Here is a 21,688-nt window from a genome sequence, read left to right on the forward strand (position 1 = left end):
GGTTGGGGTGCGGCCGCGCCAGCACCCGGTACCCTGATACCTGTGTCTAACGTCGTGAATCCCTTCGGTCAGGTCCTCGTAGCGCTCGTCACCCCCTTCACCGCTGACGGTGAAGTGGACTGGCCCGGCGTCGAGAAGCACATCGACGACGTCATCACCGCGGGAGCCGACGGCATCGTCGTCACCGGAACGACGGGGGAGACCTCCACCCTCACCGACCCGGAGAAGCTGCGCCTCGTCGAGATCGGCAAGTCCGTCTCGTCCGGCCGCGCGAAGATCATCACCGGCGGCGGATCGAACGAGACCGCCCACGCCATCGACCTCTACAAGAAGAGCGAGAAGGCCGGCGCAGACGGCGTCATGATCGTCACGCCGTATTACAACAAGCCCACCCAGGCGGGTGTTCTCACCCACTTCCGGATGATTGCGGATGCCACCGACCTGCCCGTGATCCTGTACGACATTCCCGGGCGTACCGGCATCCCGATCACGTACGAGACGATCCTCCGCGCCGCGAAGCACCCCAACATCCTCGCGGTGAAGGACGCCAAGGGCGACTTCTCCGAGGTCAGCCGGGTTCTCAACCAGACCGACCTGCTGTACTTCTCGGGCGATGACGCCAACGCACTGCCTCACCTCTCCATCGGTGCGGCGGGGCTGATCGGCGTCACCGCCAACATCGCGGCAACGCCGTACCGCCAGATGGTCGACGCGGTCAACGCCGGAGACCTCACAGCGGCGACAACCGCACACAAGCAGCTCGAGCCGCTCGTCCGAGCCGTGATGACTCACGTGCCGGGGACCGTGGCGGCGAAGTACATCCTGCACGGACTCGGCCGTATCTCGAGCCCGCGCGTCCGCCTCCCCCTCGTCGGACCCGAGGAATGGGAAGCAGCACAGATTGAAGACGAGATCGATCTCGTCAGAAACATCCCGGGAGTGGACTTCTCCAACTTCCGTCCAGACCGCAACGCGGCAGCCGGCGGTGCACTGCCACAGGTGCACGGCACCACTCGCTGACGCACACATCCAAGGAGGGCATATGCCCACATCCGTTTACAATCCGCCTGCCCTGAAGAAGGGGACGCTCCGCGTCATCCCGATCGGTGGCCTCGGCGAAATCGGCCGGAACATGACAAGTTTCGAGATCGACGGCAAGATCCTCATCGTCGACTGCGGCGTGCTGTTCCCCGAAGAGCACCAGCCGGGCGTCGACCTCATCCTGCCCGACTTCAGCCCGATCAAGGACCGTCTCGACGACATCGTCGGCGTCGTCCTCACCCACGGTCACGAAGACCACATCGGTGCTGTGCCCTATCTGCTGCGCCTGCGCAAGGACATCCCGCTGATCGGCTCGGGGCTGACCCTCGCCCTCGTCGAGGCCAAGCTCAAAGAGCACAGGATCCAGCCGTACAGCCTCACCGTCACCGAGGGCCAGAAGGAACAGCTCGGCCCGTTCGATCTCGAATTCGTCGCGGTCAACCACTCCATCCCTGACGCCCTCGCCGTCGCGATCAAGACCGACGGAGGCACCGTCCTCGCCACCGGTGACTTCAAGATGGACCAGCTGCCGCTCGACGGCCGCCTCACCGACCTCCGCGAGTTCGCCCGCCTCGGCCAGGAAGGTGTCGACCTGTTCCTCGTCGACTCCACCAACGCCGACGTTCCCGGATTCACCCCGCTCGAGCGGTCCATCGGGCCGGTCCTCGAGCAGGTCATCTCCAAGGCGCCGCGCCGCGTGATCGTCGCGAGCTTCTCGAGCCACGTCCACCGCGTGCAGCAGGTGCTCGACGCCGCCCACGCCAATGGTCGCCGCGTCGCACTGCTCGGCCGCTCGATGGTGCGCAACATGACCATCGCCGCCGACCTCGGCTACCTCAAGGTTCCCGAGAACGTGCTCATCGACTACAAGAAGGCCAAGGACATTCCCGACGACAAGATCGTCTACATGTCCACCGGTTCGCAGGGCGAGCCGATGGCCGTTCTGAGCCGCATGGCGAACATGGATCACGCGATCGAGGTGGGGGAGGGCGACACCGTCATCCTCGCCTCCAGCCAGATTCCCGGCAACGAGAACGCCATCTACCGCGTCATCGACGGCCTCACCAAGCTCGGCGCGAACGTCGTGCACAAGGGCAACGCGAAGGTTCACGTCTCCGGCCACGCGGCCGCCGGCGAGCTGCTCTACTGCTACAACATCATCAAGCCGAAGAACGTGCTGCCCGTTCACGGCGAATACCGTCACCTCGTCGCCAACGCGAAGCTCGCGATCGAGACCGGAATCCCGGAGGAGAACACGATCCTCGCCGAGGACGGCACCGTCATCGACCTCAAGGACGGCGAAGCTCGTGTCGTCGGCCAGCTCGAAATCGGATTCGTCTACGTCGACGGTTCCAGCGTCGGTGAGATCACCGACGCTGACCTCAAGGACCGCCGCATCCTCGGTGAAGAGGGATTCATCTCGATCATCGTCGTCGTTGAAGCGCAGACCGGAAAGGTCATCGTCGGCCCCGAGATCCACGCCAAGGGATTCGCCGAGGACGACCGCGTGTTCGACTCCGTCAAGCCGAAGATCGTTCAGGCCCTCGCCGAAGCGGCGAAGAACGGCGTGCGCGACCCGCACGCGCTCTCGCAGATCGTGCGTCGCACCGTCGGCCGCTGGGTCAACACCTCGTACCGCCGCCGGCCGATGATCGTGCCGCTCGTCATCGAGGCGTAACCACCTTTTCGAATTGCCCGGTTTCGCGGGTTCCGGCCAGCCCGGACCCGCGAAACCGGGCAATTCGTGTTTGTTCATCCGGGCGAAACACTGACGGCGTAGCATCCGTTCATGGCCGGGTTCACCCTCCGGGAAGCGACGGGCAGCGATGCCCGATTCCTCGGCGACATGCTCGTCGAGGCGTCCGAATGGATGCCTGGGCGCACCAGGTCACGCGTCGACGTTCTGGCTGACCCGGCTACCTCGAAATACATCGAGCGCTGGCAACGGCCGGGCGACGCGGGAACAGTCGCTGTCGACAGCGCAGGTTCACCGATCGGTGCCTGCTGGTACCGGCTCCTGCCGGTGCACAATCCGGGCCGGGGTTTTGTTGCGGCCGGGGTTCCCGAGCTGACCCTCGGGGTCGTGTCGGTGTGGCGAGCGCAGGGCGTCGGCCGGGCGCTCATCTGTGCGGTGCTCGATCAGGCCCGAAGCGCGGGCTATTCACGGCTGAGCCTCAACGTCGGCCGGGCGAACTACGCCCAGCGCCTCTACCTCAGCGAGGGGTTCCTCCCGGTGGCGCACGGCACCGATTCCGACACGATGGTGCGAATCCTGCGCTGACCACCCGGACCGGACTGGCCCACGTCAATGCGGGGCAAAGTCGCCGGTCCAAAGTAGCGTGGAACCATGGCTACGACTAGCAAATCGTCCAGCCGCGGTCGGGGCACGTCGGCGCGCGGAGGAAACTCGAGCGCCACCAAGGCGACGACCAAGACAACGCCGGCGAAAACGGCGACGGCAAAGACCACCAAACTTCCGGCCACGAAGACCGTGGCGTACCCGGCAGCCGAGACCCCCGAGAACGTTTTCGTCAAAATGTGGATGGGCCTCGCCCACCTTGCCGGCGGAACCGCTCGAGCTTTCGGGCCGGAACGGTTCAGCAAAGAGGAGCGCCGCGACGGCATTCCCTTCCTGATCCTTCTCCTGTCGATCGTCGGCATGGTGGTGCAGTGGTTCGGAGTCAATAACGAGGTCGCCCAGAACCTCAACAACTTCACCTTCGGCGGCATCTTCGGCCGGCTGGCGTTTGCTCTTCCCGTCGTGATGCTGCTGCTCGCGATCTGGCTGTTCCGCCACCCGAGCTCGGTCAACGACAACGGGCGGATCGGGATCGGCCTCATTCTCGCGCTCGTCGCGACATCCGGTCTCTGCCACGCGTTCGGCGGTCAGCCGAGTCCCAGTGAGGGGATGCCGGCCCTCGCGGTGGCCGGGGGACTGGTCGGCTGGATCGTCGGTGCACCTCTCGTCGCACTGACAACGCAGATCGGCGCGGCGATTGTCCTGTCGCTCGTGTTGCTGCTGAGCGTGTTCATCATCACCAAGACCCCGCCAAACAAGATCGGCTCTCGCCTCCGTCAGCTGTACGCGTGGACGTTCGGTACCGAACTGGCCACCGAGGAGGAGCGCGAAGCCGCGAAGCTCGAGCGCACCAAACAGGTCGAACTCGACGGCATCGACGGTGACGAGACCGACGACGAATCGCTGCCGTGGTGGCGACGCAACAAGGGCCAGCGCGAGGTCGACCCCGCCTTCGATTCAGCAATCGAAGCGAACGACATGGACGAGCTGCTCGGCGGTCCGACCCGCGGCAACGGCGAGTTCGATTCGGCACTCGAGGGCCAGGACCTCGACATGTTCGGCAACCCGATCGATGACGAGGCGATGACGGAGGTTATCGGCGACCTTTCCGCCGCCGAGGCAGCCCTCGGCGCGTACGAGAATGCCGCGGAGCCGACGTCCGGCCTCCACGATGACGGCCCCAACGCCGAGACCGACGTGCTCCCCGGCATGGAGGGCCTCGGCCTGATGGGCGACACGAGCCCCCAGAAGATGGCGCGACCCACGGCTCCCGTGGCGCCATACCGGCTGCCGTCGGCGTCCACCCTCGGAGCCGGTGACCCGGCGAAGACCCGCTCGGCCGCGAACGACGACGTCGTCGCCGCCGTCACGAGCGTGCTCCAGCAGTTCAAGGTCGACGCGAAGGTCACCGGGTTCTCCCGTGGCCCGACCGTCACGCAGTACGAGATCGAAGTCGGCCCGGGCGTGAAGGTCGAACGCATCACAGCGCTCACCAACAACATCGCCTACGCCGTCGCCTCGAACGAGGTCCGCATCCTCGCGCCGATCCCCGGCAAGAGCGCCATCGGCGTCGAGATCCCCAATACCGACCGTGAGATCGTCACCCTCGGCGACGTGTTGCGGTCCGCGAACGCGACGAAGAGCGTTCACCCGATGACCATCGGTGTCGGCAAGGACGTCGGGGGAGGGTTCGTCGTTGCGAACCTCGCCAAGATGCCCCACCTCCTCGTCGCCGGATCCACCGGTTCCGGAAAGTCGAGCTTCATCAACTCGATGATCACAAGCCTGCTCATGCGGGCGAAGCCGAGCGACGTCCGTATGGTGCTCATCGACCCGAAGCGCGTCGAGCTCACCTCGTACGCCGGGGTTCCGCACCTCATCACGCCCATCATCACCAACCCCAAGAAGGCGGCAGAAGCGCTGCAGTGGGTGGTGAAGGAGATGGACATGCGGTACGACGACCTCGCCAGCTTCGGATTCCGGCACATCGACGACTTCAACAAGGCCGTCATCAACGACGAGATCGTGCTCCCCGCCGGCAGCGAACGTCAGCTCAAGCCCTACCCGTACCTGCTCGTCGTCGTCGACGAGCTCGCCGACCTGATGATGGTCGCGCCACGCGACGTCGAGGACTCGATCGTCCGCATCACGCAGCTCGCGCGAGCATCCGGCATCCACCTCGTGCTCGCGACCCAGCGCCCGTCCGTCGACGTCGTCACCGGGCTGATCAAGGCCAACGTTCCGTCTCGCCTCGCGTTCGCCGTGACGAGCGTCACCGACTCCCGCGTCATCCTGGACCAGCCGGGAGCCGACAAGCTCATCGGCCAGGGCGACGGACTGTTCCTCCCGATGGGAACGAACAAGGCCATTCGCGTGCAGGGCGCCTGGGTCTCTGAGACCGAGATCGAAAAGGTCGTCAAGCACGTCACCCAGCAGGCACGGCCGGAGTACCGCAAGGATGTCGCCGCCGTTGTCGAGAAGAAAGAGGTCGACGCCGACATCGGTGACGACCTCGATCTGCTGCTCGCCGCGACGGAGCTCGTCGTCGGCACCCAGTTCGGCTCGACCTCGATGCTCCAGCGCAAACTGCGGGTGGGCTTCGCCAAGGCCGGCCGTCTGATGGACCTCATGGAGTCCCGTGAGATCGTCGGCCCGTCCGAGGGCTCGAAGGCGCGCGACGTTCTCGTCACCGCCGAACAGCTGCCCGGACTGCTCGCGAAGCTCAAGGGTGAGGACGGACCAGCGTTCGCGCCGTCGACGACGGAGGACCGCTACGCCGGAGACAAGGTCGAGGAGCAGTTCGCCGGTTACGATGAGGAGGAGGGCGACTCCGACGAGGACGCCTGGCAACTCACCGGCAAGGACTAGATCATGGCTTCCTCCAGCGCCGCGCAGCCGCGCTCCGCCAATCTCAACCTGCCGAACACGATCACCGTCGTTCGTATCCTGCTCGCTCCTGTCTTCATCTGGATGCTGCTGGCCGACGCGGGCGCGGACGGTGCGCTCCGCTGGGCCGCCGCTGCCCTGTTCGTTCTCGCCATCGCGACCGACGGGATCGATGGTGCCATCGCTCGCCGCTACGGCCTCGTCACCGACCTCGGCAAACTTCTCGACCCGATCGCAGACAAGATTCTCACCGGCGGAGCGCTCGTCGCATTGTCGATCCTCGGCGAACTGCCGTGGTGGGTCACCGCGCTCGTCCTTGCCCGTGAAATCGGCATCACGGTGCACCGCATGGTTGTCGCAACCGACCACGTTGTCGCCGCCGCGTGGATGGGCAAGCTGAAAACCCTCGCCCAGGCCATCGCGATCTCGATCGCTCTCGCACCTCTCTACCTTGTCGTCGGCGAGTGGGTGTTCTGGCTGAACGGTGCCCTCATGACCGTAGCGGTCGCGCTGACCGTCGCCAGCGGCATCGACTACGTGATCACCGCGGCGAAGGCGGGCAGGCGGAGATGACTCCCGCCGGGGGGCGAGAGGCGGATCGAACAGCCGCGTTGATCCGCCACCTCACCGCGCGCGGATTGACGCTCGGTGTCGCCGAGTCGCTGACCGGGGGACTGCTCGCGGCCGAGCTCATCCGGCCGGCGGGGGCATCGGCCGTCGTCCGCGGGGGCGTCGTGGCGTACGCGACCGAAGTCAAGGCAGCCGTGCTGGGCGTCGACCAGGATCTCCTCGCCGAACACGGCCCCGTTCACCCGCTCGTTGCCGAGCAGATGGCGGCGGGGGTACGCCGCGTCCTGAGCGTCGACGGGCGTGAGGCGGACATCGGAATATCGACCACAGGGGTGGCCGGGCCCGATCCCCAGGGCGGAAAGAAGCCAGGCACGGTCTACCTCGGCCTCTCGATGGCCGGTGGAACGAGATCGATCGGGCTGACCCTCTCGGGAACGCGGGATGCCATCCGGCGCGACACCGTCACATCCGCCATCGATTACCTGCTCGCGATCACCGGTGCAGGATCCGGAAGCCCCTGATCGCAACGTGTGTGACCGCTGCGGAATAGAGCGGCGGTAACCCGCGTTGGGCCTAACAGATTCACAAGAAAAGATCAGTCAGCAACACTAGGGTTTGTATCTGGATCGGTGTAGTAATGTTGCCATCCACAGACTTACCGGCGGTGAGACTGACCGGCAGAGAAGGAGGGGTCAAATGATACTTGTTCGTCAAGAAATCGGCGACGTGCTTCGTGACTTCCGGCTGCAAAAAGGGCGGACTCTTCGCCAGGTTGCAAGCAAAGCGAGTGTGGCCCTCGGCTACCTCAGTGAAGTCGAGCGCGGACAGAAAGAGGCATCGAGCGAGATTCTCGCTTCGGTCGCCGAAGCACTCGAAACTCCCATATCGGTGATCATGCGTGAGGTCGGCGACCGCCTCGCTGTTCTCGAGGGCATCGACCCCATCCCCGACACGGTCCCGGACGAGTTCGTCGCCGAACTGGATGCGAACCTCGTACGCCAGTAGCGACACGAATTGATACCCCGGAGTGCTCAGGCGCTCCGGGGTATTTCTCTGTTTGGCGCCAGTACGCTTGATCCCGTGAAACTCAGCGAATTCTGGACGGCCATGACCACCGAGTTCGGTGGCGCGTACGGGCGCGTGCTCGCGAGTGACCTGGTCCTCCGAGAGCTGGGCGGCCGCACGGCGAAAGAAGCTCTGGCCGCCGGCGAGTCCCCGCGGGCCGTCTGGCTCGCGCTGTGCCGGGAGACGGATGTTCCGGTGGAGCGCCGCCATGGAGCGGGAGTGCCCCCACCCCGCGACTGATCGGGGCGGATGCCACGCGGCGGACGAAATTGACTTCGACACGCCGCGCATCGTTTCTCGAACATCTGTTCGGTTTGGGTTAGGCTCCTACACAAGGGCCCTTCGGGTTCGTTTTCTCCACGGTTTTCCTCCTCCCGATCTCAATGTCGGGGGTGCACAATACAGTCGAGAACGTTCCTGACAGACGCTCCCAGCCTTGTCACAGCACCGGAATCCACCGGGCGCGACAGCCTACAGGCGCACCGATATCGACAGAGAAAGAGGCATGACATGCCATCAGCAGAAAACCGCGAGAAGTCCCTCGAGACCGCGCTCGCGCAGATCGACCGCCAGTTCGGCAAAGGTTCCGTCATGCGTCTCGGCAGCGATGAACGCGCCCCTGTCGCCATCATCCCCACCGGATCCATCGCGCTCGACGTCGCACTCGGCGTCGGCGGGCTCCCGCGCGGCCGGATCGTCGAGATCTATGGCCCTGAGTCGTCGGGTAAGACGACGCTCACCCTCCACGCCATCGCCAACGCACAGAAGGCAGGCGGCATTGCTGCCTTCATCGACGCGGAGCACGCACTCGACCCCGAGTACGCCAAGAAGCTCGGAGTCGACATCGACGCCCTCCTGGTGTCGCAGCCAGACACCGGTGAGCAGGCACTCGAGATCGCCGACATGCTCGTGCGTTCGGGTTCCATCGACCTCATCGTGATCGACTCCGTCGCTGCTCTCGTGCCCCGTGCTGAGATCGAGGGCGAGATGGGTGACTCCCACGTCGGACTCCAGGCGCGACTGATGTCGCAGGCCCTCCGCAAGCTCACCGGTGGCTTGAGCCAGACCAACACCACCATGATCTTCATCAACCAGCTGCGCGAAAAGATCGGTGTCTTCTTCGGCAGCCCGGAGACCACGGCCGGCGGTAAGGCACTCAAGTTCTACGCCTCGGTCCGGCTCGACATCCGCCGGATCGAAACGCTGAAAGACGGTACGGACGCCGTCGGTAACCGCACACGCGTCAAGGTCGTCAAGAACAAGATGGCCCCGCCGTTTAAGCAGGCTGAGTTCGACATCCTCTACGGCACCGGCATCTCTCGCGAGGGCAGCCTCATCGACTTCGGTGTCGAGCACCTCATCGTCAAGAAGTCGGGTTCCTGGTACACCTACGACGGCGAGCAGCTGGGTCAGGGCAAGGAGAACTCGCGTAACTTCCTGCTCACCAACCCGGACATCGCCAACGAGATCGAGCACAAGATCAAGGTCAAGCTCGGCATCGGCGGCGCCGTCGCCGCACCGGAGGCCGCTGCCGAGGCCCCCGTCACGGGCAAGGCCGCAACCGCCAAGGCTGCTGCAGATCAGCTCGCCGCGCGGCGCGGCGCGTAGGGCGGTCGCACATGGTCCGGTTTCTTGACCCCAACGACGACGACTTGACGGAGAACGACGGAGACCGGATCGCGCCGGTGACCTACCTTCCGGGAGCGGCGCCGGAGCCTGAGGCTCCGAGCGCCGAACCGGAGGCGGACCCCGAAGCGGTAGAAGCCGCACTGGTGCGAAAGCTTGCGCGACGCGCACTCAGCGAAGCCGAGGTCCTCGCCTTTGGCATGGATGAAGGTCTCGAGGCCCATCAGGCCAATTCGGTACTCGACCGCCTGCGCGACCTCGGTTACGTCGACGATCGTGTGCTGGCCGAGCAGTTGAAGCACGCGTTGTACGAGCGCAAAGGGCAGAGCAAGTCCGTCGTCGGGCGTGCGATGGCCGGGCGCTCGATTCCGCGCGACGTTATCGACGAGGTGCTCGACGACATCGACTCGGGAGACGAACTGAGCGCCGCGACCGAGCTCGCCGCAAAGCGCGCGTCGCAGCTCACCGGTCTCGACAAACAGACTCTCGAGCGTCGGCTGGTTGGCTTCCTCGCGCGCCGGGGCTACCCAGGCAATATCGTCCGGGAGGCCATTGCGCCACTCCTGACCGGGCGGTCCAGCTCCTCCGCTTCGACGGTGCGGTTCCGCTGACGCGTCGGTAGATACCCGACCCGGCCTGTGCCGATCATCCGTGATCGGCACAGGCCGGTTTCATTGAAGGGGCACCACAGGCACCCGGCCGTCGCCCGGTGCGTCGGGCGAACGTAGACTGGGATGATCATGAGCACGCTGCAGGAACTTCCCACCGTCATCCCGGCATCAGCCGCCGCCATCGACGGGTCAGGACGAGCACGAACCTACGAAGTCCGCACCTACGGGTGCCAGATGAACGTGCATGACTCGGAACGCCTCGGCGGGTCCCTCGACGCCGCCGGATACGTCAAAGCCGACGGGGTCGAGCCTGACGTCGTCGTCATCAACACGTGCGCCGTGCGCGAGAACGCCGACAACAAGCTCTACGGAAACCTCGGCTATCTCGCCTCGGTGAAGAAGCGCCACGCCGGCATGCAAATCGCCGTCGGGGGCTGCCTCGCCCAGAAGGACAAGAACGTCATCCTCGAGAAGGCGCCGTGGGTGGACGTCGTCTTCGGCACCCACAACATGGGCTCACTGCCGAGCCTGCTCGAACGGGCCCGCCACAACGACGAAGCCCAGATCGAGATCCTCGATTCGCTCGAGACGTTCCCGTCCACGCTCCCCACCAAACGTGAATCGACCTACAGCGGCTGGGTCTCGATCTCGGTCGGCTGCAACAACACCTGCACCTTCTGCATCGTTCCCGCCCTCCGCGGCAAGGAGAAGGACCGCCGCCCGGGCGAGATCCTCGCCGAGATTCAGGCGCTCGTCGACGACGGTGCGATCGAAGTCACCCTGCTCGGCCAGAACGTCAACTCCTACGGCGTCGAATTCGGCGACCGGCAGGCGTTCTCGAAACTGCTTCGCGCTGCGGGGGCCATCCCGGGTCTCGAACGCATCCGCTTCACCAGCCCACACCCCGCCGCGTTCACCGACGACGTGATCGACGCCATGGCCGAGACGCCCAGCGTCATGCCCCAGCTGCACATGCCGCTGCAGTCCGGCTCCGACCGCATCCTCAAGGCCATGCGTCGCTCCTACCGCAGCGAGAAGTTCCTCGGCATCCTCGACCGGGTCCGTGAACGGATGCCGCACGCGGCGATCTCGACCGACATCATCGTCGGGTTCCCCGGCGAGACCGAAGAAGACTTCCAGGAGACGCTGCGCGTCGTCGAAGCGAGCCGCTTCGCCACCGCGTTTACCTTCCAGTACTCGATCCGCCCTGGCACTCCCGCGGCCACGATGCCCGACCAGATCCCAAAGGCGGTCGTGCAGGAACGGTACGAACGGCTGACCGCCCTGCAGGACCGGATCAGTCTCGAAGAGAACCAGGGCGTCGTCGGCCGTGAGGTCAATCTGCTCGTCGCCGTCGGCGAGGGCAAGAAGGATGCGGCCACCCACCGGATGTCCGGTCGCGCCGAGGACTCCCGGCTCGTGCACTTCGACGTTCCCGCCGGTTCCGAGATCCCGCGCCCCGGCGACGTCGTCACCGTGCGCGTCAGCCAGGCTGCACCGTTCTATCTCATTGCAGACACGACGGATGGCGCGCCACTGCGCGTGCGCCGGACGACCGCCGGCGACGCGTGGGACTGGGCGCAAGCCGAGTCCTGCGGTGTGCCCGCCGCCCCGTCTTCGACGCCCGGCCGGGTGTCGCTCGGGCTGCCGTCCCTGCGGGTCGGCCCGCCGGCATCCGTCGCTGGAGCAACCACCCCGATCTACGACCAACTGGACGGTCAGCGCTGAACCCGTCAGCCGGTGCCGAGGTGATCTGCATCATCGGCCCCACCGGCACGGGAAAATCCGAGCTCTCGCTCACCCTCGCCGAGCGGCTGGCGCGAGCAGGGCGCCCGGCCGAGATCGTCAACGCCGACGCGATGCAGTTGTATCGCGGAATGGACATCGGTACCGCGAAACTCGCCCAGGAGGAACGCCGCGGGATCCCGCACCACATGCTCGACGTACTCGATGTCGCGACCGAGTCGACCGTCGCCGCCTACCAGGCGGATGCCCGGGCAGCGGTCGAGGAGGTCCTTGCGCGGGGTGCCACCCCGATCCTCGTCGGAGGCAGCGGGCTGTACGTCGCAAGCGTGATCTACGACTTCCAGTTTCCGGCATCCGACAAGGCGGTTCGCGCGCGGCTCGAAGCCGAGCTGGAATCCGACGGGGCGGCTGAGCTGTACCGCCGTCTCGCCGCCCTGGATGCGGACGTCGCGTCACGGATCGGATCGCAGAACACGCGCAGGCTCGTGCGCGCCCTCGAGGTCGCAGAGTTGACGGGGTCGCCGGTCGCCGGGATGCTGCCAGAGGCGCCGGTGTACTGGCGGCCGACACGCATCCTCGGGCTGCGTGCGCCCAGGGACGAGCTCGTCGCCCGGCTCGACGAGCGTGTGCTGCGCATGTGGAGCGGCGGACTCCTCGACGAAGTCCGTGCACTCATACCGGAGGGCATCGAACGCGGGGTGACCGCATCCCGTGCGATCGGGTATGCGCAGGCGCTGCGGCAGCTCGCCGGGGCCGCGACCGAGGCCGAAGCCATCGACGAAACCCAGCAGCTGACGCGGAGGTACGCGCGCAGGCAGATGAGCTGGTTCCGGCGCTATGCCGATATCGTCTGGCTCGACTACGACGCGGCAGACCTCGGGGACGCCGCTGAGGCATCCGTCTCCCGCGAACCCTAGACTCGAGCCATGGCATTCACGCTCCCGTTCACCAAAGGCCACGGCACCGGCAACGACTTCGTTCTCTACGCGGACCCGGATGGCACGATGCCGCTGAGCGCAGAGCAGATTACCGCGATTTGCGACCGGCACTTCGGAGTCGGCGCTGACGGCGTCATCCGCGCTGTCCGTTCACGGAACCTCGACGCGGGTGCCGCCGCACTCGCCGAGGATGAGAACGCCGAGTGGTTCATGGATTACCACAATGCCGACGGGTCGATCGCGGAGATGTGCGGCAACGGCATCCGTGTCTTTGTCCGCTACCTGCTGGACCAGGGCCTCGTCGAACTCGAGTCGGGCGACACCCTCGCCATCGGCACGCGGGCCGGCGTGCGCGACGTGCAGCGGTCGACGAACGGATTCCAGGTCGATCTCGGACGCTGGATGCTCGACGGGGGAGAACCGCTTGTGCGCGCCAAGGAGCTCAAGGTCGCCCGACCCGGACTCGGCATCAATGTGGGCAACCCGCACGTCGTCGTCGCCCTCGCCGACGAAAGCGAACTTGCGTCGGCCGACCTCAGTTACGTTCCCCGGATCGAGCCGGAACCCATCGATGGTGCCAATGTCGAGTTCGTTGTGCCGCACGACCCGCTCGTGACCGACGGAATCGGCCGCATCACGATGCGCGTGCACGAGCGTGGCAGCGGTGAAACGCTGTCTTGCGGAACGGGAGTCGCGGCCGCCGCCCTGGCGACACGGCACTGGGCGGGTTCAGCAGCGCCGAACGCATGGCGCGTCGACGTGCCCGGAGGAACCCTCGGGGTGCGGATGTTCGCTACTCAGGATGGAGAGCACGTCGGGCTCAGCGGCGCCGCCGAACTCGTCTACACCGGGACGCTCGAGCTGGGCTGAGGTCAGTCCGCGTGCCGGGAGGCACGCAGGACGCGGTAGCCCTTGCTGATCGCCTCGCGCGTCACGTCGAGGTCGCTGCCGAACTGCTCCTGCAGCCAGCGCTGCAGGCTGTCTGCGCCGAGGTTCTTCTGCACGACGAGCCACGCGTCCGAACCCGGGGTGAGTCGGGGCAGCCAGTGCTCGAGCATCTCGTGCAGGGCCTGCTTGCCGATCCTGATCGGCGGGTTCGACCAGATGGAGTCGAACTGGAGATCCGCGGGAACCTGGTCGGGAAGCACCGCCTTGACGTTGGTCAGTCCCAGTTTCTCGGCGTTCATCCGGACGAGCTCGAGCGAACGTTCGTTGACGTCGACGGCCCACACCGTGGCATCCGGTGATGCGAAAGCGATGGTGAATGCGATCGGACCCCAGCCGCAGCCGAGGTCAAGAATGTTGCCCGTTGCGGGCGGACGCGGCGTCTCGCTGAGGAGTACCTGGGTGCCCTGGTCGATCCGGGCCGGGCTGAAGATGCCATTGGCGGTCGTCAGTTCTCGAGCCTCGCCCGCGAGGTGCACCGTGACGGTCCGCAGCTTGAGCTCGGTTCCGGGCACGCCGGTGAAGTAGTGTTCGCTGGCCATACCCGAACGTTACTCGACCGCACGCGTTAGGGTTAACTCTGATGACATCTCAGAACGACACCCCAGACCTCACCGAAGGCGACGACGCCGTGGCCCGCGTGCTCAAGAACGCTGAGACGCGTGCGTCCGGCTATGCACTCTTCGGCGCGGGCAGGGCCGAAGCGCTCGACGCCGAAACCGGCGCCCGCGACGACGGCGACCATGATGGCGAGCAGTTCGACCGGGAAGACCGCCAGGCACTGCGCCGCGTTCGCGGTCTCTCGACAGAGCTTGAGGACGTCACCGAGGTCGAGTACCGGCAGTTGCGGATCGAGAACGTCGTTCTCATCGGCATCTACTCGCAGGGTTCCCTGCAGGATGCGGAAAACTCGATTCGCGAACTGGCCGCCCTGGCCGAGACCGCCGGTGCCGTCGTCCTCGACGGTATGCTGCAGCGCCGTCCGACGCCGGACCCGAGCACCTACCTCGGCAAGGGCAAGGCCGAGGAGCTCCGCGGCATTGTGGCCGCGCTCGGCGCAGATACCGTCATCGCCGACACCGAACTCGCACCCAGCCAGCGTCGTGCGCTCGAGGACGTCGTCAAGGTGAAGGTCATCGACCGCACCGCCGTGATCCTCGACATCTTCAGCCAGCACGCGAAGAGCCGTGAGGGCAAGGCGCAGGTCGAACTCGCGCAGCTCGAGTACCTGCTGCCGCGGCTCCGCGGCTGGGGTGACTCGATGTCCCGCCAGGCCGGTGGCCAGGTCGGTGGCGCCGGGGCTGGTATGGGTTCACGTGGTCCAGGTGAAACGAAGATCGAGCTCGACCGCCGCCGCATCCACACCCGGATGTCGAAGCTGCGCAAGCAGATCAAGGGTTACGGCCCCGCGCGTGAAGCAAAGCGCGCCAACCGGCACCGCTTCGAAGTGCCGTCCGTCGCGATCGCCGGATACACCAACGCCGGCAAGTCGAGTTTGCTCAACCGGATCACGAAGGCCGGTGTGCTCGTCGAAAACTCCCTGTTCGCCACCCTGGACGCGACGGTTCGCCGCACCCAGACCGAAGATGGTCGGCTCTACACGATCTCCGACACCGTCGGTTTCGTGCGCAACCTGCCGCACCAGCTCGTCGAAGCGTTCCGGTCGACCCTCGAAGAAGTCGCCGAATCGGATGTCATCGTGCACGTCGTCGACGGATCGCACCCCGATCCCGCGGCCCAGCTGATGACCGTGCGCGACGTCATCGGCGATGTCGGTGCCCGTGACATCCCAGAGCTCGTTGTCTTCAACAAGAGCGACCTCGTCAGCGATGACGACCGCCTGCTGTTGCGCGGCCTCGAGCCGAGCGCGATTTTCGCCTCTGCCCGCACGGGTGAGGGGATCGACGAGATCCTCACCGCGCTCGGGAACCTTCTGCCGAGTCCGTCGATCGAACTCGACCTCCTGGTGCCGTACGACCGCGGAGACGTCATTTCCATGCTGCACCGCCGTGGCCGGGTCGATCACCTCGACTACCTCGAGGAGGGCACCCACGTGCGTGCGATGGCATCCGAGGAGCTCGCCGCGCAGGTCGCGGAGTTCGCCCGCCAGGCCTGACACCTCCGGGGCTTTCGTCCCGCTTCACTCGGTCGGTTTCGGCTGTTCGCTAAGCTGCTCGGTCACTCTTGGTCGAAACTTGGGGCCCGTTGCAGCCGTTTTCGACCGAGCGCGGACTTCATCGGGCGGTGCGCCCCGGTTCTCGAAACCGAGTCGCTCGTAAAACGCGAGCGTCTCGTTCAGGTCGCGGCTGGGAAGAATCGGAACGGCGCGCTCGGACATGCCGAACACGATAGACCCGCCGGAGACGCACCGGAATGGCCGCTTCCACCGGTCGCGGGAGCGCCGCTAAACCGCGCGGAGAACCGCCACGATCTTGCCGAGCACGTCGGCCTCGTCGCCCAGAATCGGCTCGAAGCTCGAGTTGCGGGGGAGCAGCCAGGTGTGACCGTCGCGCTGGCGGAACACCTTCACGGTCGCTTCGCCATCGAGCATCGCGGCGACGATGTCACCGTTCTCGGCGGTCTGCTGCTGCCGGACGACAACCCAGTCGCCATCGCAAATGGCGGCATCGATCATCGACTCGCCGGAGACCTTGAGCATGAACAGGTCGCCCTTACCGACGAGCTGCCGGGGGAGCGGGAACACTTCTTCGACCTGCTGGTCTGCCGTGATCGGAACACCGGCGGCGATCCGGCCGACGAGCGGGACCATGGCGGCGTCGCCAACGGGCGTCTGATTCTCGAAGTCGGTTTCGGCTGACTGCGACGGCAGGTCGATGAGGATCTCGAGTGCGCGCGGCCGGTTCGGGTCGCGGCGGAGGTACCCGCTGAGTTCGAGCTGGTTGAGCTGGTGCGTGACGCTCGACAGCGAGGCGAGGCCGACGGCGTCACCGATCTCGCGCATGCTCGGCGGGTAACCCCGGGAGGTCACGGACCGCTGGATCACGTCGAGGATCGCCAGCTGCTTCTCACTCAGGCTCTTGCGGCGGCGCGTCGTTGGCTTCTCAGCGAGCACGCGCTTGGGTTTCGCAGAAGCTGCAGCACTCCCGGTCGTCGCAGCGGCATCCCTCTTGTTGAGCGTCATGTCACTCCCGTCTGGCGGGCGGGGCCGGCCAATGTCAGTGGTCGCTGGTTGAGTTTCAACCAGTAGTCAAACCCTAGCTTCGGTGCCGACTCGCAACAAACATTTGTTCGAGTGTGTCGAGACTATTTTCGATAAAAGTCCGAATACGGGGTTGAATGTTCGAACAATCGAATATATATTCGGAACACAGCTTCGTATCCGGCTCCCCCGACCGGGAGCCGGATACGAATACTCCGAAGCACCGCACCGCATCGCAACAGCACCGCATCGTCAGCACGCAGGAGGCACACCATGAGCACAGCAGTCATCACACCGATCCGCCCGGCACTTCCGTCCCGATCGGCAGCGATGCGACCGACGCCCGTCGCTCCCTCTCGCCAGCCCGAGACACAGCCGCAGCAAGCGGGCAAGCTGCGTCTCACCCGTCGTGGGCGAGTGGTCTTCACCTCTCTCGCGGCTGCGCCCCTCGTGGCGATCGCCGCCTGGCTCGGCGTCAACGCCCTGCCTGCTGTCGCAACCTCCAGTTCGAGCACCGTCGTGTTCGAGTACGAGACCATCGAGCCCGGCCAATCACTTTGGCAGCTCGCAGCAACCGTTGCACCCGAGTCAGACCCCCGCGACGTCATCGCGGACATCATGCGTCTCAACCAGCTCGAGACCTCCACGGTTTCTCCCGGCCAGCGCATCGCGATCCCGGAGCAGTACGCGAACTGAGCCATCACGGCGGCGGGCAGAAGCCCTGCCGGCCGCCGGTAAACTTGCCGGGTGAGTTCTCTCGAGTCCCTGCCCATCCGCGACGACCTTCGCGGCAAGACGCCCTACGGGGCTCCCCAGAAGAGCGTGCCGGTCGCGCTCAACGTGAACGAGAACACCCACGCGATCCCCGAAGAAGTGGCTCGCGACATCGTCACCTCGCTGGCGACTGCGGTGCTCGGGGCCAACCGGTACCCCGACCGTGAGTTCAGCACGCTCCGCGACAGCCTCGCGGGCTACCTCGGGCACGGGCTCACCCGGGAGAACATCTGGGCGGCCAACGGATCGAATGAAGTCCTCCAGCAGGTCCTCCAGGCGTTCGGCGGTCCTGGTCGCTCCCTTCTCGGCTTCGTACCGACGTATTCCATGTACTCGCTGCTCGCATCGGGAACCGGCACGACCTGGATCGGTGCCGAACGCGACCCCGAGTACGAACTCTCACCGGCAACAGCGGCCGCTGCCGTCGCCGAGGCACAACCGGACATCGTGTTCCTGTGCTCCCCGAACAACCCGACGGGCACTCCTCTCTCCCTCGAGACGATCGCCGCTGTTTACGACGCAACAGACGGAATCGTCGTGGTCGACGAGGCGTACGTGGAGTTCGCGCCCCACGACATCCCGAGCGCCCTGACCCTACTGCCCGGGCGGGACCGCCTGCTCGTCTCGCGCACCATGAGCAAGGCATTCGCGTTCGCGGGCGTCCGGGTCGGCTACCTCGCCGCGGACCCGGCGGTGACGGATGCTCTCCGTCTCGTCCGCCTGCCCTACCACCTCTCCGCGCTGACGCAGGCAGCAGCGACCGCGGCTTTATCGCACAGCGCAGCCATGCTCGCCATGGTCGACGACATCCGCGTGCAGAGGGACCGAATCAGCGCGGGTCTCACCGAGCTCGGATTCCACCCGTACCGCAGCCACAGCAACTTCGTTCTGTTCGGGGGAGTGGAGAACCCGCACGCCCTGTTCGAGGCGTTGCTGGAGCGCGGCATCCTGATTCGCGACATCGGCCTGCCCGGGTCATTGCGTGTGACGGCCGGAACCGAGGCGGAGACGACCGCATTCCTCGACGCCATGGCCGCGATAGGCTCGAAACCATGACCTCCGTAGAGCGCACCGCGCACGTCCAGCGTGAGACGAGCGAGTCCACCATCGACCTGTCGATCAACCTCGACGGCACGGGGACGAGCGACATCCACACCACGGTGCCGTTCTTCGATCACCTGCTGACGGCATTCGCGAAGCACTCGCTCACCGACCTCACCGTGCGGGCGAGCGGAGACACCGAGATCGACGTGCACCACACGGTCGAGGACATCGGCATCGCCCTCGGTTCGGCAATCAGGCAGGCTCTCGGTACCAAGGCCGGCATCTCCCGCTACGGCGACGCCCTCGTGCCGCTCGATGAAGCACTCGTTCAGGCGGTCGTCGACATCTCCGGACGCCCATACCTCGTACACTCCGGCGAGCCCGCAGGGTTCGAGTTCCACCTCATCGGCGGCCACTTCACCGGTTCCATGGTGCGCCACGTCTTCGAGGCCATCAGCTACAACGCCGCGCTCACCGTTCACGTCCGCGTGCTCGGCGGACGCGACCCGCACCACATCGCCGAAGCGGAGTTCAAGGCCTTCGCCCGTGCATTCCGGCAGGCCAAGGCTTTCGACGCCGAGGTGACCGGCATCCCCTCCACGAAGGGTGCCCTGTGAGCAGCGGTTCCGCTCCGAGTGTCGTTGTCCTCGACTACGGCAGCGGCAACGTCCACTCTGCCGTCAAGGCCCTCGAAGCAGCGGGTGCGTCGGTCGAGCTGACCGGAAACCGCGCCCGCGCGCTCGAAGCAGACGGGCTCCTCGTGCCCGGTGTCGGCGCGTTCAGCGCCGTGATGGAACAGCTGCGTGCATCGCGTGCGGCCGAAGTCATCGACCGCAGGCTCGCCGGCGGGCGCAAGGTCCTCGGTATCTGCGTCGGCATGCAGGTGATGTTCGAACACGGAGTCGAGCGAGGTCTCGACACGGAGGGCCTCGGTGAATGGCCAGGCACCGTGGCCGAACTCGATTCCCCGGTGTTACCTCACATGGGCTGGAACACCGTCGACGCCCCCGAAGACTCCGTGCTCTTCCGCGGCCTCCGCGACGAGCGTTTTTACTTCGTGCACTCCTACGCCGCTCAGGACTGGACGCTCGACGTGACCCCTCCGTTCCCCGCACCACGGGTGACCTGGGCCGAACACGGCACTCGGTTCATCGCCGCCGTCGAGAACGGCCCCCTTTCCGCTACCCAGTTCCACCCCGAAAAATCGGGGGATGCCGGCATCCGGCTGCTGAAAAACTGGGTCGCCTCCCTCTCCACCGACTGACGTTCATCTTCTGCGGCACACCGATGCCACACCCGAGCAACCAACAAGGACAACCATGAGTGAGTTCAACACGACCCCGAAGCTCGTCCTGCTTCCGGCGGTCGACGTCGCCGACGGCAAGGCCGTGCGCCTGACGCAGGGCGAAGCCGGAACCGAAACCAACTACGGTGACCCGGTCGATGCCGCGGCGGACTGGGCCAATCAGGGCGCCGAGTGGATCCACCTCGTCGACCTCGACGCTGCCTTCGGCCGGGGCAACAACGCCGGTGTCATCCGGAAGGTGATCAAGCAGGTGCGCGGCGTGAAGGTCGAGCTCTCCGGCGGTATCCGTGACGATGCCTCCCTCGAAGCAGCCCTCGCGACCGGTGCGAAGCGCATCAACCTTGGAACCGCCGCGCTCGAGAACCCCGAGTGGGCGGCCAACGTCATCGGCCAGTACGGCGACGCCGTTGCTGTCGGTCTCGACGTCCGTGGCACCACGCTCGCCGCTCGCGGCTGGACCCGCGACGGCGGAGACCTGTGGACGGTCATTGACCGCCTCGAGCAGGCTGGTTGCGCCCGGTACGTCGTCACGGACGTGACCAAGGACGGCACGCTTCAGGGCCCCAACCTCGACCTGCTCCGCCAGGTCCTCGAGCGGACCAACCGTCCGGTCGTCGCATCCGGCGGTGTGTCGAGCCTCGACGATCTCGTGGCCCTGCGTTCGCTCGTCCCGCTCGGACTCGAGGGTGCGATCGTCGGAAAGGCACTCTACGCGGGCGCCTTTACGCTCGCTGAGGCGCTGGATGTCGCATCCGACTAACCCAGCGGACTCCGCCGGCCAGCCGTGGGCGGGCCGCTCATTCGGCGACCACACCCCGTCGACCGATGACGGGTCGGCGCCGCAGCCTCTGATCGATGCGCTCGAGCGGTTCCGCAGCGGCATCGCGGGAGAAGCGGATGTCGTCGACGCGTTCCGCACATCGCGCCTGTTGATCCCGCTGGTCGCGCACGCCGGCGACGTCGGCGTGGGACCTCACGGCCAGAAGGTCGACAAGACGCAGGAGCTCTCCATCGTCACCGTCGGTGGGCCGGACGGACGCAATGTCCTGCCCGTGTTCTCGTCGGTCGACGCCATGTCGGCGTGGAACCCGAGAGCGAGACCGGTGCCGGCCGACGGCATCCGTGTCGCACTCGCGGCCGCAAGCGAGAACACCGATCTCGTCGTGCTCGACCCGACGAGCCCGACCGAATTCGCGATCCGCCGTCCAGCGCTCTGGGCGATCGCGCAGTCGCAGCACTGGGCACCCGGCTACCTCGACCCGGATGTTCTCGACGCGTTCCTCACGAGCGTCACGTCGGAACTCGCAGTGCTCAACGTCCGGCTCGCGGCGGGAGACCCCGACGCCCGGCTCGGCGGACCGGAAGTGGTCGTGCGACTGGAACTCATCGACGGGCTCACCAGGGCCGAGCTCGACACGACGCTCAACCGGCTGGCGCAACGGTGGGCGGCCAGCGACGTCATCGCCACCCGGGTGGACTCGCTCCGCGTGAAACTCGAAGCCTCGGCCTGATCCCGCCGCGAGGAAGCGGCATCCGTTCTCACTTTTGTGCACGTGCTCGCGGATGCTGCCGTGGCACTATTATCCGGCCCAGGTCGGTCACGACGCCGCGGAAGGTGCGCGGGTTCCGAAAGGGTAACCTCCCGATCCCGGGGTGCCTGCGGCAACCCGACTGCGC

22 protein-coding genes are annotated in these 21,688 nt (G+C 66.2%); 20 read left to right on the plus strand and 2 right to left on the minus strand.

The genetic code is table 11. The features are described from left to right. The first annotated feature begins 42 nt into the window (after nt 1-42). The 13 genes from dapA to dapF all read left to right on the plus strand — a co-directional run bounded on the left by dapA (nt 43) and on the right by dapF (nt 13,652). On the plus strand, nt 43-1,020 hold the full coding sequence (gene dapA / locus ACWA1Q_RS05090) for a 4-hydroxy-tetrahydrodipicolinate synthase (RefSeq protein WP_121673403.1): 978 nt from the start codon (nt 43-45) through the stop codon (nt 1,018-1,020). A gap of 22 nt (nt 1,021-1,042) precedes the next feature. Further along, nucleotides 1,043-2,719 carry a ribonuclease J gene (locus ACWA1Q_RS05095; protein WP_463760047.1) on the plus strand — a complete coding sequence of 559 codons (1,677 nt, stop codon included), beginning with the start codon at nt 1,043-1,045 and terminating at the stop codon, nt 2,717-2,719. Nucleotides 2,720-2,830: 111 nt separating this feature from the next. Then, on the plus strand, nt 2,831-3,322 hold the full coding sequence (locus tag ACWA1Q_RS05100; RefSeq protein ID WP_463760049.1) for an N-acetyltransferase family protein: 492 nt from the start codon (nt 2,831-2,833) through the stop codon (nt 3,320-3,322). Between the two features lie 66 nt (nt 3,323-3,388). Then, nucleotides 3,389-6,208 (plus strand): FtsK/SpoIIIE family DNA translocase, encoded by a 2,820-nt coding sequence (locus ACWA1Q_RS05105; RefSeq protein WP_463760050.1) that lies wholly within the window; start codon nt 3,389-3,391, stop codon nt 6,206-6,208. A gap of 3 nt (nt 6,209-6,211) precedes the next feature. Continuing rightward, nucleotides 6,212-6,799 carry a CDP-diacylglycerol--glycerol-3-phosphate 3-phosphatidyltransferase gene (pgsA, locus tag ACWA1Q_RS05110; protein ID WP_463760052.1) on the plus strand — a complete coding sequence of 196 codons (588 nt, stop codon included), beginning with the start codon at nt 6,212-6,214 and terminating at the stop codon, nt 6,797-6,799. Further along, nucleotides 6,796-7,317 (plus strand): CinA family protein, encoded by a 522-nt coding sequence (locus tag ACWA1Q_RS05115; protein WP_463760053.1) that lies wholly within the window; start codon nt 6,796-6,798, stop codon nt 7,315-7,317. The genes pgsA and ACWA1Q_RS05115 overlap by 4 nt, the downstream gene beginning before the upstream one ends. A 175-nt stretch (nt 7,318-7,492) precedes the next feature. Beyond that, nucleotides 7,493-7,801, plus strand: a complete 309-nt coding sequence (locus ACWA1Q_RS05120) for a helix-turn-helix domain-containing protein (protein ID WP_121673397.1) — start codon at nt 7,493-7,495, stop codon at nt 7,799-7,801. 75 nt (nt 7,802-7,876) lie between these two features. After that, complete coding sequence (locus ACWA1Q_RS05125; protein WP_463760054.1) at nt 7,877-8,101, plus strand: DUF3046 domain-containing protein; 225 nt, start codon at nt 7,877-7,879, stop codon at nt 8,099-8,101. Nucleotides 8,102-8,371: 270 nt separating this feature from the next. Beyond that, nucleotides 8,372-9,469, plus strand: coding sequence for a recombinase RecA (recA, locus tag ACWA1Q_RS05130; protein WP_463760056.1), 1,098 nt, complete (start codon nt 8,372-8,374; stop codon nt 9,467-9,469). A gap of 11 nt (nt 9,470-9,480) precedes the next feature. Further along, nucleotides 9,481-10,098, plus strand: a complete 618-nt coding sequence (locus ACWA1Q_RS05135) for a regulatory protein RecX (protein ID WP_463760058.1) — start codon at nt 9,481-9,483, stop codon at nt 10,096-10,098. A gap of 129 nt (nt 10,099-10,227) precedes the next feature. Beyond that, nucleotides 10,228-11,826 carry a tRNA (N6-isopentenyl adenosine(37)-C2)-methylthiotransferase MiaB gene (miaB, locus tag ACWA1Q_RS05140; RefSeq protein ID WP_463760059.1) on the plus strand — a complete coding sequence of 533 codons (1,599 nt, stop codon included), beginning with the start codon at nt 10,228-10,230 and terminating at the stop codon, nt 11,824-11,826. A 20-nt stretch (nt 11,827-11,846) separates the two neighbouring features. Continuing rightward, nucleotides 11,847-12,761: a tRNA (adenosine(37)-N6)-dimethylallyltransferase MiaA gene (gene miaA, locus ACWA1Q_RS05145; protein WP_463760060.1), complete on the plus strand. Its 915-nt coding sequence runs from the start codon at nt 11,847-11,849 to the stop codon at nt 12,759-12,761. A gap of 9 nt (nt 12,762-12,770) precedes the next feature. Then, a complete protein-coding gene (dapF, locus tag ACWA1Q_RS05150) occupies nt 12,771-13,652 on the plus strand; it encodes a diaminopimelate epimerase (protein WP_463760062.1) in 882 nt (293 codons plus the stop codon). A 2-nt stretch (nt 13,653-13,654) separates the two neighbouring features. Here dapF and ACWA1Q_RS05155 read toward each other — a convergent pair whose 3' ends face one another. Then, a complete protein-coding gene (locus ACWA1Q_RS05155) occupies nt 13,655-14,269 on the minus strand; it encodes a class I SAM-dependent methyltransferase (protein ID WP_463760063.1) in 615 nt (204 codons plus the stop codon). 41 nt (nt 14,270-14,310) lie between these two features. Here ACWA1Q_RS05155 and hflX point away from each other — a divergent pair, with 41 nt between their 5' ends. After that, nucleotides 14,311-15,843, plus strand: a complete 1,533-nt coding sequence (gene hflX / locus ACWA1Q_RS05160; RefSeq protein ID WP_463760064.1) for a GTPase HflX — start codon at nt 14,311-14,313, stop codon at nt 15,841-15,843. 288 nt (nt 15,844-16,131) lie between these two features. Here hflX and lexA read toward each other — a convergent pair whose 3' ends face one another. Further along, nucleotides 16,132-16,869: a transcriptional repressor LexA gene (gene lexA, locus ACWA1Q_RS05165; protein ID WP_463760066.1), complete on the minus strand. Its 738-nt coding sequence runs from the start codon at nt 16,867-16,869 to the stop codon at nt 16,132-16,134. A gap of 291 nt (nt 16,870-17,160) precedes the next feature. Here lexA and ACWA1Q_RS05170 point away from each other — a divergent pair, with 291 nt between their 5' ends. The 6 genes from ACWA1Q_RS05170 to ACWA1Q_RS05195 are packed head-to-tail and all read left to right on the plus strand — an operon-like array spanning nt 17,161 to nt 21,522. After that, nucleotides 17,161-17,583: a LysM peptidoglycan-binding domain-containing protein gene (locus ACWA1Q_RS05170; RefSeq protein ID WP_463760068.1), complete on the plus strand. Its 423-nt coding sequence runs from the start codon at nt 17,161-17,163 to the stop codon at nt 17,581-17,583. Nucleotides 17,584-17,634: 51 nt separating this feature from the next. Next, nucleotides 17,635-18,717, plus strand: coding sequence for a histidinol-phosphate transaminase (locus tag ACWA1Q_RS05175; protein WP_463760070.1), 1,083 nt, complete (start codon nt 17,635-17,637; stop codon nt 18,715-18,717). Then, complete coding sequence (gene hisB / locus ACWA1Q_RS05180; RefSeq protein WP_463760071.1) at nt 18,714-19,322, plus strand: imidazoleglycerol-phosphate dehydratase HisB; 609 nt, start codon at nt 18,714-18,716, stop codon at nt 19,320-19,322. The genes ACWA1Q_RS05175 and hisB overlap by 4 nt, the downstream gene beginning before the upstream one ends. Beyond that, entirely contained in the window at nt 19,319-19,969 is a 651-nt protein-coding gene (hisH, locus tag ACWA1Q_RS05185; protein ID WP_463760073.1) for an imidazole glycerol phosphate synthase subunit HisH, read from the plus strand. Before hisB ends, hisH begins: the two co-directional genes overlap by 4 nt. Nucleotides 19,970-20,024: 55 nt before the next feature. Then, nucleotides 20,025-20,771 (plus strand): bifunctional 1-(5-phosphoribosyl)-5-((5-phosphoribosylamino)methylideneamino)imidazole-4-carboxamide isomerase/phosphoribosylanthranilate isomerase PriA, encoded by a 747-nt coding sequence (gene priA / locus ACWA1Q_RS05190; RefSeq protein WP_463760074.1) that lies wholly within the window; start codon nt 20,025-20,027, stop codon nt 20,769-20,771. Next, the gene (locus ACWA1Q_RS05195; RefSeq protein ID WP_463760076.1) at nt 20,755-21,522 is read left to right on the plus strand and encodes an SseB family protein; all 768 of its coding nucleotides are present in this window, start codon (nt 20,755-20,757) and stop codon (nt 21,520-21,522) included. The genes priA and ACWA1Q_RS05195 overlap by 17 nt, the downstream gene beginning before the upstream one ends. Nucleotides 21,523-21,688 lie beyond the last annotated feature (166 nt).

The sequence above is a fragment of the Mycetocola sp. TRD_SC_2 genome, assembly GCF_055361225.1.

Excerpts from the sequence above, each read along its gene's own strand:
- hflX (WP_463760064.1), top strand. The coding sequence starts at position 14,311 with ATGACATCTCAGAACGACACCCCAGACCTCACCGAAGGCGACGACGCC.
- priA (WP_463760074.1), top strand. The coding sequence starts at position 20,025 with ATGAGTGAGTTCAACACGACCCCGAAGCTCGTCCTGCTTCCGGCGGTC.
- ACWA1Q_RS05120 (WP_121673397.1), top strand. The coding sequence starts at position 7,493 with ATGATACTTGTTCGTCAAGAAATCGGCGACGTGCTTCGTGACTTCCGG.
- pgsA (WP_463760052.1), top strand. The coding sequence starts at position 6,212 with ATGGCTTCCTCCAGCGCCGCGCAGCCGCGCTCCGCCAATCTCAACCTG.
- recA (WP_463760056.1), top strand. The coding sequence starts at position 8,372 with ATGCCATCAGCAGAAAACCGCGAGAAGTCCCTCGAGACCGCGCTCGCG.
- ACWA1Q_RS05170 (WP_463760068.1), top strand. The coding sequence starts at position 17,161 with ATGAGCACAGCAGTCATCACACCGATCCGCCCGGCACTTCCGTCCCGA.
- ACWA1Q_RS05195 (WP_463760076.1), top strand. The coding sequence starts at position 20,755 with ATGTCGCATCCGACTAACCCAGCGGACTCCGCCGGCCAGCCGTGGGCG.
- ACWA1Q_RS05115 (WP_463760053.1), top strand. The coding sequence starts at position 6,796 with ATGACTCCCGCCGGGGGGCGAGAGGCGGATCGAACAGCCGCGTTGATC.
- ACWA1Q_RS05100 (WP_463760049.1), top strand. The coding sequence starts at position 2,831 with ATGGCCGGGTTCACCCTCCGGGAAGCGACGGGCAGCGATGCCCGATTC.
- ACWA1Q_RS05135 (WP_463760058.1), top strand. The coding sequence starts at position 9,481 with ATGGTCCGGTTTCTTGACCCCAACGACGACGACTTGACGGAGAACGAC.
- ACWA1Q_RS05155 (WP_463760063.1), bottom strand. The coding sequence starts at position 14,269 with ATGGCCAGCGAACACTACTTCACCGGCGTGCCCGGAACCGAGCTCAAG.
- lexA (WP_463760066.1), bottom strand. The coding sequence starts at position 16,869 with ATGACGCTCAACAAGAGGGATGCCGCTGCGACGACCGGGAGTGCTGCA.
- hisB (WP_463760071.1), top strand. The coding sequence starts at position 18,714 with ATGACCTCCGTAGAGCGCACCGCGCACGTCCAGCGTGAGACGAGCGAG.
- ACWA1Q_RS05095 (WP_463760047.1), top strand. The coding sequence starts at position 1,043 with ATGCCCACATCCGTTTACAATCCGCCTGCCCTGAAGAAGGGGACGCTC.
- miaB (WP_463760059.1), top strand. The coding sequence starts at position 10,228 with ATGAGCACGCTGCAGGAACTTCCCACCGTCATCCCGGCATCAGCCGCC.
- dapF (WP_463760062.1), top strand. The coding sequence starts at position 12,771 with ATGGCATTCACGCTCCCGTTCACCAAAGGCCACGGCACCGGCAACGAC.
- ACWA1Q_RS05105 (WP_463760050.1), top strand. The coding sequence starts at position 3,389 with ATGGCTACGACTAGCAAATCGTCCAGCCGCGGTCGGGGCACGTCGGCG.